The sequence below is a fragment of the Azoarcus olearius genome (assembly GCF_001682385.1).
Taxonomy (GTDB): Bacteria; Pseudomonadota; Gammaproteobacteria; order Burkholderiales; family Rhodocyclaceae; genus Azoarcus; species Azoarcus olearius.
Window position 1 is genome coordinate 1,195,587 of record NZ_CP016210.1, and the last position, 15,844, is coordinate 1,211,430.

14 protein-coding genes are annotated in these 15,844 nt (G+C 67.4%); all 14 read left to right on the plus strand.

Going from position 1 to position 15,844, the window contains the following annotated elements; translation table 11 throughout:
• The first annotated feature begins 74 nt into the window (after positions 1-74).
• The 14 genes from aroC (at position 75) to accD (ending at position 15,837) form a co-directional block, all read left to right on the plus strand.
• Positions 75-1,211 (plus strand): chorismate synthase, encoded by a 1,137-nt coding sequence (gene aroC, locus dqs_RS05630; protein WP_065339907.1) that lies wholly within the window; start codon positions 75-77, stop codon positions 1,209-1,211.
• Entirely contained in the window at positions 1,208-2,398 is a 1,191-nt protein-coding gene (locus dqs_RS05635) for an MFS transporter (protein WP_065339908.1), read from the plus strand. Before aroC ends, dqs_RS05635 begins: the two co-directional genes overlap by 4 nt.
• Positions 2,399-2,412: 14 nt before the next feature.
• On the plus strand, positions 2,413-3,234 hold the full coding sequence (locus dqs_RS05640) for a M48 family metallopeptidase (RefSeq protein WP_011764772.1): 822 nt from the start codon (positions 2,413-2,415) through the stop codon (positions 3,232-3,234).
• Between the two features lie 94 nt (positions 3,235-3,328).
• Entirely contained in the window at positions 3,329-4,738 is a 1,410-nt protein-coding gene (gene leuC, locus dqs_RS05645; RefSeq protein WP_065339909.1) for a 3-isopropylmalate dehydratase large subunit, read from the plus strand.
• 16 nt (positions 4,739-4,754) lie between these two features.
• Positions 4,755-5,393: a 3-isopropylmalate dehydratase small subunit gene (leuD, locus tag dqs_RS05650; protein WP_011764774.1), complete on the plus strand. Its 639-nt coding sequence runs from the start codon at positions 4,755-4,757 to the stop codon at positions 5,391-5,393.
• A gap of 36 nt (positions 5,394-5,429) precedes the next feature.
• Entirely contained in the window at positions 5,430-6,494 is a 1,065-nt protein-coding gene (gene leuB / locus dqs_RS05655) for a 3-isopropylmalate dehydrogenase (protein ID WP_011764775.1), read from the plus strand.
• A gap of 49 nt (positions 6,495-6,543) precedes the next feature.
• Positions 6,544-7,677, plus strand: coding sequence for an aspartate-semialdehyde dehydrogenase (gene asd / locus dqs_RS05660; RefSeq protein WP_041642359.1), 1,134 nt, complete (start codon positions 6,544-6,546; stop codon positions 7,675-7,677).
• A gap of 215 nt (positions 7,678-7,892) precedes the next feature.
• On the plus strand, positions 7,893-10,802 hold the full coding sequence (locus dqs_RS05665; protein WP_065339910.1) for a motility hub landmark protein FimV: 2,910 nt from the start codon (positions 7,893-7,895) through the stop codon (positions 10,800-10,802).
• A gap of 101 nt (positions 10,803-10,903) precedes the next feature.
• Positions 10,904-11,494, plus strand: coding sequence for a CbiQ family ECF transporter T component (locus dqs_RS05670; RefSeq protein ID WP_236778737.1), 591 nt, complete (start codon positions 10,904-10,906; stop codon positions 11,492-11,494).
• The gene (gene truA / locus dqs_RS05675) at positions 11,488-12,285 is read left to right on the plus strand and encodes a tRNA pseudouridine(38-40) synthase TruA (RefSeq protein WP_065339912.1); all 798 of its coding nucleotides are present in this window, start codon (positions 11,488-11,490) and stop codon (positions 12,283-12,285) included. Before dqs_RS05670 ends, truA begins: the two co-directional genes overlap by 7 nt.
• Positions 12,286-12,909, plus strand: a complete 624-nt coding sequence (locus tag dqs_RS05680) for a phosphoribosylanthranilate isomerase (RefSeq protein ID WP_011764780.1) — start codon at positions 12,286-12,288, stop codon at positions 12,907-12,909.
• Positions 12,896-14,110: a tryptophan synthase subunit beta gene (gene trpB, locus dqs_RS05685; RefSeq protein WP_041642362.1), complete on the plus strand. Its 1,215-nt coding sequence runs from the start codon at positions 12,896-12,898 to the stop codon at positions 14,108-14,110. The genes dqs_RS05680 and trpB overlap by 14 nt, the downstream gene beginning before the upstream one ends.
• A 42-nt stretch (positions 14,111-14,152) precedes the next feature.
• Positions 14,153-14,968 (plus strand): tryptophan synthase subunit alpha, encoded by an 816-nt coding sequence (trpA, locus tag dqs_RS05690; protein ID WP_011764782.1) that lies wholly within the window; start codon positions 14,153-14,155, stop codon positions 14,966-14,968.
• Positions 14,965-15,837 (plus strand): acetyl-CoA carboxylase, carboxyltransferase subunit beta, encoded by an 873-nt coding sequence (gene accD, locus dqs_RS05695; protein WP_011764783.1) that lies wholly within the window; start codon positions 14,965-14,967, stop codon positions 15,835-15,837. Before trpA ends, accD begins: the two co-directional genes overlap by 4 nt.
• Positions 15,838-15,844: the final 7 nt, after the last annotated feature.

Sequence of the window (15,844 nt, forward strand, 5' to 3'; positions counted from 1 at the left end):
CTCCGTCGCCTGTCCCGGCCGCCTCCGCGGCCCGCAACCGGCCGCTTTCCGGCTGTCTTTCGGCGAGTTTCCCCATGTCCGGCAACACCCTCGGCACGCTGTTCTGCGTCACCTCCTTCGGCGAATCCCACGGCCCCGCGATCGGTTGCGTGATCGACGGCTGTCCGCCGGGGCTGAGCCTGACGGCTGCCGATATCCAGGGCGAACTCGATCGCCGCAAGCCCGGCACTTCGCGTCACGTCACCCAGCGCCGGGAGCCCGACGAGGTCGAGATCCTGTCGGGCGTGTTCGAAGGCGTGACCACCGGAACCCCGATCGCCCTGCTGATCCGCAACCAGGACCAGCGTTCCAAGGACTACGGCAACATCGCCGAGACCTTCCGCCCGGGGCACGCCGACTACCCCTACTGGCAGAAGTACGGCATTCGCGACTATCGCGGCGGCGGCCGGTCGTCGGCGCGCGAGACCGCCGTTCGCGTGGCCGCGGGCGCGGTGGCGCGCAAGTGGTTGAGCGAGCGCTACGGCATCGTCATCCGCGGCTACATGGCGCAGCTCGGCCCGCTGCCCATTCCCTTCGTGTCGTGGGACGCGGTGGGCGACAACCCCTTCTTCGCCCCCAATGCGGAGATCGTGCCGCAGCTCGAAAGCTACATGGACGAATTGCGCAAATCGGGCGACTCGGTTGGCGCACGCATCAACGTCGTCGCCAGCGGCGTGCCCGTGGGCTGGGGCGAGCCGGTGTACGACCGCCTGGATGCCGACATTGCCTACGCGATGATGAGCATCAACGCGGTCAAGGGCGTGGAGATCGGCGCCGGCTTCGCGTCCGTTGCGCAGCTTGGCACCGAGCATGGCGACGAACTCACGCCGGAAGGTTTCCTGTCCAATAACGCCGGTGGCGTGCTGGGCGGCATTTCCTCCGGCCAGGACGTGCTGGTGAGCATGGCGATCAAGCCCACCTCCAGCATCCGGCTCGACCGCCGCTCGATCGACCGCGAGGGCAATCCGGTCATCGTCAATACTCATGGCCGCCACGACCCCTGCGTCGGCATCCGCGCCACGCCGGTTGCCGAGGCCATGCTGGCGCTGGTGCTGATGGACCACGCCTTGCGTCACCGCGCCCAGTGCGGCGACGTCCGTACCGCCACGCCGCAGATTGCCGCGCTGGCGCCCAAGGGCGTGCAGGCGGTGCCGTCGCCACGCCCGGAGTGACGACGGCAGGCGGCAGCGGGGCGGGCCTTCCTTACTGGCGGCTGTCCGCGTACTACTTCAGCTATTTCGCCTTTGTCGGGGCGTTTTCGCCCTACTTCACGCTCTACCTCAAGGCGCTCGATTTTTCCGCGACCGACATCGCCGTGCTGATGTCGCTGATGCAGGTGATGCGGGTGCTGGCGCCCAACCTGTGGGGCTGGCTCGCCGAACACCTCGGGGTGCGCCTGCCCATCGTCCGCCTGTCCGCGCTGATGAGCGTGGCCGGCTTTGCGGTGTTCTTCTTCACCGAGTCATTCAGCGGCATCTTTGCCGGCATGGCGCTGATGTCCTTCTTCTGGGCTGCGGCGCTGCCGCTGGTGGAAAGCCTCACCTTTGCTCACCTGGCCACCGCCGCGCATCGGTACGGCAGCATCCGAGCGTGGGGATCGGTCGGCTTCATCGCCGCGGTGGTCGGTCTGGGCGCCTTGCTCGACCTGCTGCCGATCCGCGCGGTGCTATGGGGGACAACGGCGGTGCTCGGCGCCATTCTCGTCTGTTCGCTGTTGCTGCCCGAAGCGGCGCGGGCCGCCACCCGGGGCGCCGGGGCGAGCCTGCGCGAGGTTCTCGGGCGAAGTGAAGTCAAGGCGCTGCTCGGTGCCTGCTTCCTGATGTCGGCGGCCCACGGTGCGTTCTACGTGTTCTTTTCCATCCTGCTGGTCGATCACGGCTACGGCAAGGCGGCGGTGGGCGCCTTGTGGGCGCTCGGCGTGGTGTCGGAGATCATCGTGTTCATGTTCATGCCGCGGTTGATGCGGCGGGTTCCGCTGCGCGCCATCCTGCTGTTTGCGTTCTGCTGCGCTGTCGTGCGCTTTGTGCTGACCGGCTGGGGCGCGGCCAGCGTGGCGGTGGTGGCGGCCGCCCAGGTGCTTCACGGCGTGACCTTCGGTGCTTACCATGCGGCCGCGATTGCCGCCATCAACCGCTGGTTCTCCGGGCGCCTGCAGGCGCGCGGGCAGGCCTTGTATGGCAGCCTTTCATTCGGCGCCGGCGGCATGCTGGGCGGCTTGGTGAGCGGCCTCGGCTGGGAAACGATAGGACCGGCCTGGACCTTCACGCTCGGCTCGGTGTTTGCGCTGGCCGGGCTGCTATGGTTGAAACTGGGTTGGCGCCCGGGCCTCGGCGACGAGGTGGCGGGCGCCCGCGCATAGGCGGAGGAGCAAGCATGAAGTTCTTGACGCAAAGGGTTTTGCCGGCCGCGCTGGCGGTCACCATGGCGGTCGCCTGCCAGACGGTGCAGACGACCGGGGGCGGCGCGGTCGGCGTCGACCGCAGCCAGTCGATGCTGATATCGGCACAGGAAATCGAGCAGGCTTCGAACCAGCAGTACCAGGAGGTATTGGCCGAAGCGCGCCGCAAGAACGCGCTCAATCGCAATCCGGAGCAGGTCCAGCGCGTGCGCCGTATCGCCGCGCGCCTGACGCCGGCCACCGCCGCGTTCCGCAGCGACGCGCCGGCGTGGCGGTGGGAGGTCAACGTCCTCAGCTCCGACGAACTCAACGCCTGGTGTATGGCCGGCGGCAAGATCGCGTTCTATTCCGGCTTGATAGAGCGCCTCAACCTGAGCGATGACGAGATCGCCGCGGTGATGGGGCATGAGATCGCGCATGCGCTGCGTGAGCACGCGCGCGAAAGGGTGTCGAAGGCGATGGCCACCGGGCTGGGGATTTCGGTGGCCGGCGCGCTGCTGGGCGTGGGGCAGACCGGACAGGACCTGATGGGGACGGTGGCAAAGGTGACGTTCGAACTGCCGAACTCGCGCCTGCACGAAACCGAGGCGGATCGCATCGGCGTCGAGCTTGCGGCCCGTGGCGGCTACGACCCGCGCGCCGCGGTCACGCTGTGGAACAAGATGGCGGCGCAGTCGAACGGCGCGCCGCCGCAGTGGCTGTCCACCCACCCGTCCCACGATAGCCGTCAGCAGGATCTCGCGAATTATGCCCAAAGGGTAATGCCGCTGTACGAGCGATCCCGCGCCGGACGCTAGGCGACGGACGGCCTGCAAGGCCGTCCGGCGGCTGTTCAGCGGCGCAGCCTTTGTGAAATAATCGGAACCTTTTCTTTCCCCGGAAGCGCACTGGATGGAAGCCCAAACGCTGTACGAAAAGCTCTGGTCGAGTCATGTCGTTCACCAGGAGGCCGACGGCACGGCGCTGATCTACATCGATCGCCACCTCGTCCACGAAGTCACCAGCCCGCAGGCCTTCGAAGGGCTGAAGCTGGCCGGCCGCAAGCCGTGGCGCATCTCGTCCATCGTCGCCACCGCCGACCACAACACCCCCACTGACCACTGGGAGATGGGTATCCAGGACCCGGTGTCGCGCCAGCAGGTCGAAACCCTGGACGCCAACATCCGTGAAGTGGGCTCGCTGGCTTATTTCCCGTTCAAGGACCAGCGGCAGGGCATCATCCATGTGATCGGACCGGAAAACGGCACCACGCTGCCGGGCATGACCGTGGTCTGTGGCGACTCGCACACTTCGACGCACGGCGCCTTCGCCTGTCTGGCGCACGGCATCGGCACCTCCGAGGTCGAGCACGTGATGGCGACCCAGTGCCTGCTGCAGAAGAAGTCCAAGACCATGCTGATCAAGGTCGAAGGCACGCTCGGCCGCGGCGTAACCGCCAAGGACGTCGTGCTCGCCATCATCGGCCGGATCGGCACCGCCGGCGGTACCGGCTACGCCATCGAGTTCGGCGGCAGTGCGATCCGCTCGCTGTCCATGGAAGGCCGCATGACGGTCTGCAACATGGCGATCGAGGCCGGCGCGCGCGCCGGTCTGGTGGCGGTGGACGAAACCACCATCGACTACCTCAAGGACAAGCCTTTCGCGCCCAAGGGGCCGCAGTGGGATGCCGCGGTGGCGTACTGGCGCACGTTGAAGTCCGACGACGGCGCCACCTTCGACACCGTGGTGGAACTGGATGCCACCTCGATCCTGCCGCAGGTCACCTGGGGCACCTCGCCCGAGATGGTGACCACGGTGGACGGGCGGGTGCCGGATCCGGCCGCGATCGCCGATCCGGTCAAGCGCGAAGGCGTCGAGCGCGCGCTCAAGTACATGGGGCTGGCGCCGAATACGCCGATCAGCGAGATCGCGGTCGACCAGGTCTTCATCGGTTCGTGCACCAACTCGCGCATCGAGGACCTGCGCGAGGCCGCCGCGGTGGTCAAGGGACGCAGCAAGGCCGCTTCTGTGCGCCGCGTGCTGGTGGTGCCGGGGTCCGGTCTGGTCAAGCACCAGGCGGAAGCCGAGGGTCTGGACAAGGTGTTCATCGAGGCGGGTTTCGAATGGCGCGAGCCGGGTTGTTCGATGTGTCTGGCGATGAACGCCGACCGCCTCGAGCCGGGCGAGCGTTGCGCGTCCACCTCCAACCGCAATTTCGAAGGCCGTCAGGGCGCTGGCGGGCGCACCCACCTGGTGAGCCCGGCGATGGCTGCGGCCGCGGCCGTCACCGGACATTTCACCGACGTGCGCACCCTGAACTGACACGACAGGCAGAACCATGAAACCGTTTACCGTTCTCGATGCGATCGTGGCGCCGCTTGACCGTGCCAACGTCGATACCGATGCGATCATTCCCAAGCAGTTCCTGAAGTCGATCAAGCGCAGCGGCTTCGGCCCCAACCTGTTCGACGAATGGCGTTACCTTGACGTCGGCCAGCCCGGCCAGGACTGCAGCAACCGCCCGAAGAACCCGGACTTCGTGCTCAACCAGGCGCGCTATCAGGGGGCGCAGGTACTGCTCGCACGCGACAACTTCGGCTGCGGCAGCTCGCGCGAGCACGCGCCGTGGGCGCTGGAAGACTACGGCTTCCGCGTGATCATCGCGCCGAGCTTCGCCGACATCTTCTTCAACAACAGCTTCAAGAACGGCCTGCTGCCGATCAAGCTGGATGCCGCCGAACTCGACGTGCTGTTCCAGCAGTGCGAGGCCACCGAAGGCTACCGCCTGAAGGTGGACCTTGCGGCGCAGACGATCACCCGCCCGGACGGCAAGGCGATCGCCTTCGATGTCGATCCCTTCCGCAAGGAATGCCTGTTGAACGGTTGGGACGACATCGGCCTGACCCTGCGCCATGCGGACAAGATCCGCGACTTCGAAGCGAAGCGCCGCGCCGAGCACCCCTATTACTTCGCCTGAGCCGCTGCGGCCCGGGTTTGTGTGGAGAATCACTGGATGAAGATTTGCGTGTTGCCGGGCGACGGCATCGGTCCCGAAATCACGGCAGAAGCCGTGCGCGTGCTCCGGGCGCTCGATCTGAAGATCGAACTGGAAGAAGCGCTGCTCGGCGGCAGCGCGGTGGACGCCACCGGCACGCCCTACCCGGAGGCGACGCAGAAGCTTGCGCGCGCCGCCGACGCCGTGCTGCTCGGCGCGGTCGGCGGCCCGAAGTGGGACACGCTGCCGCGCGAACAGCGCCCCGAGCGCGGCCTGCTCGGCATCCGCAAGGATCTCAGCCTCTTCGCCAACCTGCGTCCGGCCATCCTGTATCCGGAACTGGCCAACGCCTCCACGCTGAAGCCGGAGGTGGTGTCGGGGCTCGACATCCTGATCGTCCGCGAACTCACCGGCGACATCTACTTCGGCCAGCCGCGCGGCATCGAAACCCGCGAGGTCAATGGCGCCCAGCAGCGCGTGGGCTGGAACACGATGATCTACGCCGAGTACGAAATCCGCCGCATCCTCAAGGTGGCGTTCGAAGCGGCGCAGAAGCGCGGCAAGAAGCTGTGCTCGGTCGACAAGATGAACGTGCTCGAAACCACTCAACTCTGGCGCGATATCGCCGATGAAATGGCGAAGGACTTCCCGGATGTGGAGCTGTCGCACATGCTGGTCGACAACGCTGCGATGCAGCTGGTGCGCAATCCCAAGCAGTTCGACGTGATGGTCACCGGCAACATGTTCGGCGACATCCTGTCGGACGAGGCCTCGATGCTCACCGGCTCGATCGGGATGCTTCCGTCGGCCTCGCTCGACGCCAACAACAAGGGGCTGTACGAGCCTTCGCACGGCTCGGCGCCGGACATCGCCGGCAAGGGCGTGGCCAACCCGCTGGCCACCATCCTGTCGGCGGCGATGATGCTGCGTTATACGTTCAATCAGGAAGAAGCCGCGGTGCGCATCGAGCGCGCGGTCAAGAAGGTGCTGGCGCAGGGTTTCCGCACCGGCGACATCTACGAGGCAGGTACGAAGAAGGTCGGCACCAGGGAAATGGGCGACGCGGTGCTGGCGGCGCTCTGAGCGAGCGTTGCCGGGCGGCATGTAAGGTTTGTTGATTCGAGGTGATGTGATGAAGCGAGTAGGTCTGGTTGGCTGGCGCGGCATGGTCGGTTCCGTGCTGATGCAGCGCATGGTGGACGAGGGCGATTTCGCCCATATCGAGCCGGTGTATTTCTCCACCTCGGCGGCCGGCGGCAAGGCCCCGGTGTTCGGCGGTAAGGAAGCGGCGCTGCCGCTGCAGGATGCGACCAGCATCGACGCGCTGAAGGCCTGCGACATCATCATCACCTGCCAGGGCGGCGACTACACCAAGGAAGTCTTCCCCAAGCTGCGTGCGTCCGGCTGGGACGGCCACTGGATCGACGCGGCCTCGGCGCTGCGCATGGCGGATGACGCTGTCATCATCCTCGATCCGGTCAACATGCACGTGATCAAGGATGCGCTCGCCAAGGGCGGCAAGAACTGGATCGGCGGCAACTGTACGGTGTCGCTGATGCTGATGGGCCTTGGCGGTCTCTTCAAGCACGACCTGGTCGAGTGGGTGTCGGCGATGACCTACCAGGCTGCCTCCGGCGCCGGTGCGCAGAACATGCGCGAGCTGATCGCGCAGATGGGCACCATCCACGCTTCGGTGGCCGACCTGCTGGCCGACCCGGCTTCGGCCATTCTCGACATCGACCGCAAGGTCGCCGAGACCATCCGTTCGGATTCGTTCCCGAAGAAGAACTTCCGCAACACCCCGCTCGCCGGCAGCCTGATCCCGTGGATCGACGTGCCCGTCGACGGCGGCCAGTCCAAGGAAGAGTGGAAGGGCGGCGCCGAGTGCAACAAGATCCTCGGCAAGCCGGCGTTCCGCAGCCAGGGCAGCATCCCGATCGACGGCCTGTGCGTGCGCATCGGCGCGATGCGCTGCCACTCGCAGGGCCTGACCATCAAGCTGAAGAAGGACGTGCCGCTCGACGAGGTCACCGAGATCATCGCCACCGCCAACGACTGGGTGAAGGTCGTGCCCAACGAGCGCGAGATCAGCGAACGCGAACTGACCCCGGCGGCGGTGACGGGTACCTTGACGGTGCCGGTCGGCCGCCTGCACAAGCTGGCGATGGGGCCTGACTACCTTGGCGCCTTCACGGTGGGTGACCAGTTGCTGTGGGGCGCGGCCGAGCCCCTGCGCCGCATGTTGCGCATCCTGCTCGATGCCTAAGCCTTTGGGCGTATCGAACAAAAGGGCTGGGCGGCGTCTGCCGCCCGGCCTTTTTTTCGACGAACGCCCGCCGTTGTTTGCTCCCCGGGGAGAAACTCCTTGTGGAAGAAACAATTGCTGCGTGAACTTAAGGATAATGCTAGATTGCTAATCCAAGTTCATGATGCTAAGTCCCTTGCCGTCCGGTACAGGGAGAACGCGGTTTGAAGACACCTATGAAAAAGTCGCTCAAGGCATCCCTGATCGCGGTCGCGATCGCCTCGTTCCCGTTCGGTAGCCAGGCTGCCGGTCTCGGCCAGATCAATGTGTTGAGCGGGCTTGGGCAACCTCTCCGAGCCGAAATCCAGATCAATGCCAGCCCGCAGGAACTGCAGTCACTGCGCGCCCGCATCGGCTCGCCGGAGAGCTTCCGCCAGGCCAACGTGCCTTATTCTCCCGTCATCCCCACGCTGCGGGTCGCGGTCGAGAACCGTGGTTCGCGGTCCGTCGTCAAGCTGAGCACCGATCGCCCCGTCAGCGACCCTTTCGTCGACCTGTTGCTTGAGCTGGACTGGGAAGGCGGCCGCTTGAGCCGCGAATACACCTTCCTGCTCGACCCGGTGGATCTCGGCGCTCCCCGTGCGCTGGGCGCGCGTGTCGATACCCCGGCCGCAGCCCCGGTGCCGCGCTCGCCGCGGGCCGAAGTGGCGCCGCGGGCGCCCGCGGTACCCGCAGCGGCCGGGACGGCAAGCGCTGACGCCGGCAGCTACCGGGTACAGCGGGGCGACACCCTGCGTCGAATCGCGGACAACACGCGTCCGGCGGACGCCTCGCTCGATCAGATGCTGGTGGCGCTGTTCCGCGCGAACCCGGCCGCCTTCGAGGGCAACAACATCAACCGCCTCAAGGCCGGCGCGATCCTGACGGTTCCGCCCGCGAGCACGGTGCAGGGGCTGGACCCGCAAGAGGCGCGGCGCGAGGTTCTCGCGCAGTCGGCGGATTTCGACGCCTATCGCAGGCGGTTGGCCTCGTCGGCGGTGGAGCGTCCGGCCGAGGGGCAGGTCGAGCAGGCGGCCGGCGGTCGCATCGTGCCTCGGGTCGATGCCCCCGCTTCCACGCCGTCCGGCGACAAGCTCAAGGTGTCCCGCACGCAGAGCGGCGAGACGGCGGCCGGCACTGAAGTGGCGAACCGGCTGCAGTCGCTGGAAGAGGAACTCGTATCCCGTGAAAAGGCGCTGGACGAAGCCAACGCCCGCCTGGCGCAGCTGGAACAGAACATCCGCGAACTGCAGAAGCTGCTGCAGCTGAAGAGCGAATCGCTCGCACAGGCGCAGGCCGCCGCCGGCGGTGCCCCGGCACCTGCGATGACGCCGGCGCCCGCGGCTCCGGCTCCAGCCGACACCCCGCCTGCCGCAAGCGCACCGGCGCCGGGCGCCGAAGCGCCGGCAGCAGCCGTCACGCCTGCGACGCCGCCGGCAGAGTCCAAGCCGGCGGAGGCGCCCAAGCCCAAGCCGAAGAAGGTGGTTCCGCCGCCGGAACCCGAACCCGAGCCCGGCTTCCTCGAGTCGATGCTCGGCAACCCGACGATTCTCGCCGCTGGCGGCGGCATTCTCGCCCTGTTGCTGGCCTACGCGGGGCTGCGGATGCGTGGCCGTTCTGCGAAGAAGAACGAGACCGACAGTGCGGCGCTGATCAGTGAGTTCCCGCCCGAAAGCAGCGGTGTGTTCGGCGCCACCGGCGGCCAGAGCGTGGATACCAGTAACAGCAGCGTGATTCACACCGACTTCAGCCAGTCGGGCCTCTCCGCCATCGACGCAGATGAAGGGGTCGATCCGGTGGCCGAAGCCGATGTCTATATGGCCTACGGTCGCGACGCGCAGGCGGAAGAGATTCTGCTCGACGCGCTGAAGGCCGATCCTGAGCGTCTGGCGATCCCGCTTAAGCTGCTCGAGATCTATTCCAAGCGCAAGAGCGCGAAGCAGTTCGAGAGCATCGCCTCCGAACTCTATGCCCGCACTGGCGGCAAGGGTCTCGACTGGGAGAAGACCGCGCTGATGGGGCGCAAGCTCGACCCGGACAACCCGCTGTACAGCAGCAAGACTGTTGAGCCGGAGCGTACCGAGGCCCCGTCCACCGAGATGCCCGCGGCCCCGCTTGCAGCCGCCGGTGTCGCGGGCGCCGCGGCGGCGGCAGTCGCGCTCGAGGCCGCCGAGCAGGATGCGCCGGAAGCGCCTGCGCTCGCCAACCTCGACTTCACCACTTCCATGTCCGGCGTGAGCAACCCGCAGGAGCTGACGGCCACCTGGACCGAAGGCGTGGGGCAGATCGGCGCCGATGCGTCTGAAGCCCCGGTTGAAGAGCCGGCTGCGGACGAACAGCCGGTGTCGATGGATGTCAACCTGGACGCGCTCGACTTCGATCTCGAACTCGACGCGCCGACGCCGGCGGCGGCGCCCGCCGCTGCCGCGGCCCCGGACCTTGCTGCGACCTCGGACCTGATGCTCAATCTCGACCTCGGCGGCGACACCGCACCGCTGGGCCAGGGGGAGGAAGTCGATTCCGCGGCGCCCGGCAACGCCGCTGAAACCGGCACGGTCACTGTCATCGGTCAGGACCTCGACTTCGCCGCTGCCGACGACGCCGGTCTGACCTTCGATCTGCCGGAGTTGAGCGCACCCGCGCCGCAGGCCGACAGTCCCGATCTGAATGCGACGGTGGTGCAGGCCGACGCGCTTGAGTTCGGTGGCGACGCCGCGGCGACCACCGATCTCGAGGCCACGAGCTTCGACAGCAACCTGCTCGATTTCGATTTCGATCTGGATACCCCCGCCGCGACCGCAGCCCCCGCTGCGCCCGCTGCAGGGCTGGACCTCACCAGTATCGACCTCAACCTTGAGCCGCCGGCCGACGCTGACCTTGGCTTCGACGCGCCGCCGTCCGTGGATGAACTGCCGGCGCTGGACGGCACCGCGGCCACGGTGGACGGCGGAATCGACCAGGAAGTGGAAACCAAGCTTGAACTGGCCCGCGCCTACGAGGAAATGGGCGATAAGGATGGCGCGCGCGAACTTCTCGACGAGGTGGTGCGCGAGGGAACGCCGACGCAGCAGGCGGCAGCCCGCGAACTGATCGCCCGTCTGGCCTGATCCTGACCGCCACCAAGCCGCCGTCGCGTATATGCGCGCCGGCGGCTTGCGCTTTTTCGGCCATGCATGCCGCCCTTGTTCTCCTCCTCTGGCTAGTCGCGGTGGTCGTCATCCAGGCGCTACCGGCGCCGGCGCTCCTCGTCGCGGTCGCCGCCAGTATCGGCGTGGCCGCCGTCATTGCGCGGCCGCGCGCGCTCCGGTTGATGCGGCGGGTCCGGTTTCTACTGCTTGCCATCGTTGTGCTGTTCGCCGGCTTCACGCCGGGAGAGGCTCTGGTGGCCGATTGGCCGCTGTTGTCGCCGACGCGCGAAGGGGTGGCGTTGGCGCTGATTCACGCCGGCCGCCTGCTTGCCGTGGTGGCTGCGGTCGCCGTGTTGCTCGAGGTGTTGCCCGCCGCGCGCCTGGTGGGGGGCTTGCATGTGCTGTGCGGACCGCTGCGCTGGATCGGCGTGCCGCCCGAGCGGGTGGCGGTACGGCTGCTGCTCGTGCTGCGTTATGTCGAAACGACGCCGCGTGGCAGTGGCAAGTCGTGGCATGCGTGGCTGGTGGAGGAGGATTCAGCGGCGGAGGAGGATTCAGCGGCGGAGGAGCGCATGCTGTTGCAGCGCGAGCAGTGGCGCGCGCGTGATGTCGCGGTGCTGCTGACGGTGGTGCTCGGATTGGGGCTTTGGGTGAGCGGGGTAGTGTGGTGAGACTGGCGCTGGGCGTGGAATACGCGGGCGATCGCTTCGAAGGCTGGCAAAGCCAGCGCCATGGGCGGACGGTGCAGGATGCGCTCGAAGCGGCGCTGTCGCGGATCGCCGGCGAAGCGGTGAAGTTGCATTGCGCGGGGCGGACGGACACCGGTGTGCATGCCACCGCCCAGGTGGCTCATTTCGACACCGCCGCGGTGCGTCCGCTGTCAGCGTGGATCCGCGGCGTGAACACCCATCTGCCGGCCGGTGTCGCGGTGCGTTGGGCAGTCGAAGTCGATGACGCTTTCCATGCCCGCTTCCTGGCCTACGAGCGTCGCTACCGCTACGTGCTGTTCAATGCGCCGACCCGGCCGGCGCTGCTGGCCGGCAGAGTCGGCTGGTTTCACCTGCCGCTGGACGAGGGGGCGATGGCGGAGGCGGCCCGTTGCCTCGTCGGCGTGCAGGACTTTTCCGCTTTTCGCGCCGCGGAGTGCCAGGCCAAGACGCCGGTGCGCGACATGCGGGAGGTCCGGGTGCAGCGTAGCGGGGACTACCTGATCTTCGATTTCCGCGCCGACGGCTTCCTGCATCACATGATCCGCAATCTGGTGGGGGCGCTGGTGTATGTGGGCAAGGGGCGATATCCGCCGGGGTGGCTGGCCGAAGTGCTGGCGGGGCGGGACCGTTCGCGCGCTGCGCCGACCTTTGCACCCGACGGCCTTTATCTGTGCGGCGTCAGCTATCCGGGCAACTGGCCGCTGCCTGACGATGGGCGTATCATCGCGCTGCCCCGGATTCCCCTCGTCTGAATGTCCCGTACCCGTATCAAGATTTGTGGCCTGACCCGGCCGGATGACGTGCGCGCGGCCGTCGATGCGGGCGCGGACGCGATCGGCTTCGTCTTCTATCCGCCCAGCCCACGTGCGGTCGATTTCGGCCGTGCGGCCGAGCTTGCAGCGCTGCTCCCACCCTTCGTGACCGCAGTCGGACTGTTCGTCAACCCGACGCGCGAGTTCGTCGCCGCCGCGTGTGCCGAAGTGCCGCTGCAACTGTTGCAGTTTCACGGCGACGAGACGGAGGCGGAGTGCGCTTCCCATGGTCGGCCGTGGATCAAGGCTGCGCGGGTCCGCGCGGGGACCGATCTGGTAGAATTCTGCGCTTCCCATGCCCGCGCCCGCGGCATCCTGCTCGACGCCTTCGTCGACGGCTACGGCGGCGGCGGGAAAACATTCGATTGGTCCCTGATTCCTCCCCGGCTCGGGCGGCCCCTGATTCTTTCCGGCGGCCTGAATCCGTCCAACGTGGAAGAGGCGGTGCGCCGCGTCCGCCCTTGGGCGGTCGACGTGTCGAGCGGCGTCGAGGTGGCCAAGGGGATCAAGGATGCGGCCAGGATCGCCGCATTCGTTGCCGGAGTTCGACATGCAGATGGCTGACACGCCTTACCACTATCCCGACGCCCGCGGCCATTTCGGCCGGCACGGCGGCGTCTTCGTCGCCGAAACGCTGATGCCGGCACTCGACGAGCTGCGCGAGGCCTATGCCCGCTACAGCCAGGATCCCGAGTTCATCGCGGAGTTCCAGTACGAACTCAAGCACTACGTCGGCCGGCCCAGTCCGATCTACCACGCCAAGCGCTGGTCGGGCATCCTCGGCGGTGCGCAGGTCTATTTGAAGCGCGAAGACCTCAATCACACCGGCGCGCACAAGGTTAACAACTGCATCGGCCAGGCGCTGCTCGCCCGCCGCATGGGCAAGCCGCGGGTGATTGCCGAAACCGGCGCCGGCCAGCACGGCGTCGCCACCGCCACCGTCGCTGCCCGCTACGGCATGGAGTGCGTGGTCTATATGGGTGCCGAGGACGTCAAGCGCCAAGCCGCCAACGTCTATCGCATGAAACTGCTCGGCGCCACCGTGGTGCCGGTCGAGTCCGGCTCCAAGACCCTGAAGGACGCGCTCAACGAAGCCATGCGCGACTGGGTGACGAACGTTGCCGATACCTTCTACATCATCGGCACCGTGGCGGGGCCGCACCCCTACCCGATGATGGTGCGCGACTTCCAGGCGGTGATCGGCGACGAGTGCAAGGTGCAGATGCCGGAACTGGTCGGCCGTCAGCCCGATCAGGTCATCGCCTGCGTGGGCGGCGGTTCGAACGCGATGGGTATCTTCTACCCCTACCTCGATGTGCCCGGCGTCAAGCTGGTCGGCGTCGAGGCGGCAGGCGAGGGCCTGCAGACCGGCCGTCACGCCGCTCCGCTGACGGCGAACGCGCCGGTGGGCGTGCTGCACGGCAACCGCACCTACCTGATGCAGGACGAGGACGGCCAGATCATCGAAACGCACTCGATCTCGGCCGGTCTCGACTACCCCGGCGTCGGCCCCGAACATGCGTGGTTGAAGGATGACGGGCGCGCCGAGTACGTTGCCGTGACCGACAGCGAGGCGCTGCAGGCCTTCCACGACCTGTGCCGGTTCGAGGGGATCATCCCGGCGCTGGAGTCCTCGCATGCGCTGGCGTACGCCGCCAAGATCGCCCCCACCCTGCCGAAGGATCACGTCCTGCTGGTCAATCTCTCCGGGCGTGGCGACAAGGACATGCACACCGTCGCCGAACGCTCCGGCATCCAGTTCTGAACCCGTAGCGGGCCGTCCCGGCCCGCCGCTGCCGAATCCGACATGTCGAAAATCCAGACCACTTTCCAGCGCCTTCAGGCCCAGGGCCGCAAGGCGCTGATCCCGTTCATCACCGCGGGCGATCCCGACCCCACGCTGACGGTGCCGCTGATGCATGCGCTCGTTGCGGGCGGGGCGGACATCATCGAGTTGGGGGTCCCGTTCTCCGACCCCATGGCTGACGGCCCGACCATCCAGCGTGCTTCCGAGCGCGCATTGGCGCAGGGCATGACCTTGCGCAAGGTGCTGCAGGCCGTGCGCGAGTTCCGCAGCGGGGATGCCGACACCCCGGTGGTACTGATGGGCTACGCCAATCCGATCGAGGCGATGGGCCAGCAGGCCTTTGTCGCCGCAGCCCGCGAAGCCGGCGTGGACGGCGCGCTCGTGGTGGATTACCCGCCCGAAGAGTGCGTCGAGTTCGCCGCGGCCAGCAAGGCGGCCGGGCTCGACCCGATCTTCCTGCTCGCGCCGACGTCGTCGGAACAGCGCTTTGCGGACGTCGCCCGGGCGGGCAGCGGCTACATCTACTACGTCTCGCTGAAGGGCGTGACCGGCGCTGGCACGCTGGATCTGGACGAGGTCGCGCGCCGTATTCCGCAGATCCGCGCTGCGGTGGGCATGCCGGTGGGCGTGGGGTTCGGCATCCGTGACGCCGAAAGCGCGCGACGGATCGGCGCCGTGGCCGATGCGGTGGTGATCGGCAGCCGCATCATCGAAGAGATCGAACGCAGCCCGCGCGAGCAGGCCTGCAGCAATGTCACCCACTTCGTGAAGGGCATCCGCGAAGCCCTCGATACCCTGCCCGGAGTCAAGCAATGAGCTGGCTGCAGAAACTGCTTCCGCCCAAGATCAAGCGCAGCGACGCCGCCGCGCGCAGCAAGTCCATCCCGGAAGGGCTGTGGAGCAAGTGCCCGTCGTGCGAAGCGGTGCTGTACCGCTCCGACCTGGAAAGCAATCAGAGCGTGTGCCCCAAGTGCGGCCACCACCAGCGCTTGCGTGCCCGTGCGCGCCTCGACCTGCTGCTGGACCCCGAGGGCCGGTTCGAACTCGGCAGCGAAGTGGTGCCGGTCGACCCGCTCAAGTTCAAGGATTCGCGCCGCTATCCCGAGCGCCTGTCCACCGCCGTCGCCGACACCGGCGAGGCCGATGCGATGGTCGTCATGCAGGGCGCCATCCTGACGGTGCCGGTGGTGGTGGCCTGCTTCGAGTTCGAATTCCTCGGTGGCTCCATGGGGTCGGTTGTCGGCGAGCGCTTCGTGCGCGGCGCGCGTGCCGCGCTGGAGCAGCGGCTGCCCTTCATCTGCATTACCGCCACCGGCGGCGCGCGGATGCAGGAAGGCCTGTTCTCGCTGATGCAGATGGCCAAGACCACTGCGGCCATCACCCAGCTCGCACAGCGCAAGTTGCCCTTCATCACGCTGCTGACCGACCCGACGATGGGCGGTGTTTCGGCCAGCTTCGCCTTCATGGGGGACGTCGTGATCGCCGAGCCCGGCGCGCTGATCGGTTTTGCAGGTCCGCGGGTCATCGAGCAGACGGTGCGGGAGAAGCTGCCTGAAGGCTTCCAGCGTTCCGAATTCCTGCTCGAAAAGGGCGCGATCGACATGATCGTGGACCGTCGCGAACTGCGCGAGCGGCTTGCGGCGCTGCTGACGCTGATGACCCGCCAGCCGGCGGTCGGCAACTGAGGCAGCC

Excerpts from the sequence above, each read along its gene's own strand:
- leuD (WP_011764774.1), top strand. The coding sequence starts at position 4,755 with ATGAAACCGTTTACCGTTCTCGATGCGATCGTGGCGCCGCTTGACCGT.
- dqs_RS05665 (WP_065339910.1), top strand. The coding sequence starts at position 7,893 with ATGAAAAAGTCGCTCAAGGCATCCCTGATCGCGGTCGCGATCGCCTCG.
- accD (WP_011764783.1), top strand. The coding sequence starts at position 14,965 with ATGAGCTGGCTGCAGAAACTGCTTCCGCCCAAGATCAAGCGCAGCGAC.
- leuC (WP_065339909.1), top strand. The coding sequence starts at position 3,329 with ATGGAAGCCCAAACGCTGTACGAAAAGCTCTGGTCGAGTCATGTCGTT.
- aroC (WP_065339907.1), top strand. The coding sequence starts at position 75 with ATGTCCGGCAACACCCTCGGCACGCTGTTCTGCGTCACCTCCTTCGGC.
- dqs_RS05640 (WP_011764772.1), top strand. The coding sequence starts at position 2,413 with ATGAAGTTCTTGACGCAAAGGGTTTTGCCGGCCGCGCTGGCGGTCACC.
- trpB (WP_041642362.1), top strand. The coding sequence starts at position 12,896 with ATGCAGATGGCTGACACGCCTTACCACTATCCCGACGCCCGCGGCCAT.
- asd (WP_041642359.1), top strand. The coding sequence starts at position 6,544 with ATGAAGCGAGTAGGTCTGGTTGGCTGGCGCGGCATGGTCGGTTCCGTG.
- dqs_RS05680 (WP_011764780.1), top strand. The coding sequence starts at position 12,286 with ATGTCCCGTACCCGTATCAAGATTTGTGGCCTGACCCGGCCGGATGAC.
- trpA (WP_011764782.1), top strand. The coding sequence starts at position 14,153 with ATGTCGAAAATCCAGACCACTTTCCAGCGCCTTCAGGCCCAGGGCCGC.
- leuB (WP_011764775.1), top strand. The coding sequence starts at position 5,430 with ATGAAGATTTGCGTGTTGCCGGGCGACGGCATCGGTCCCGAAATCACG.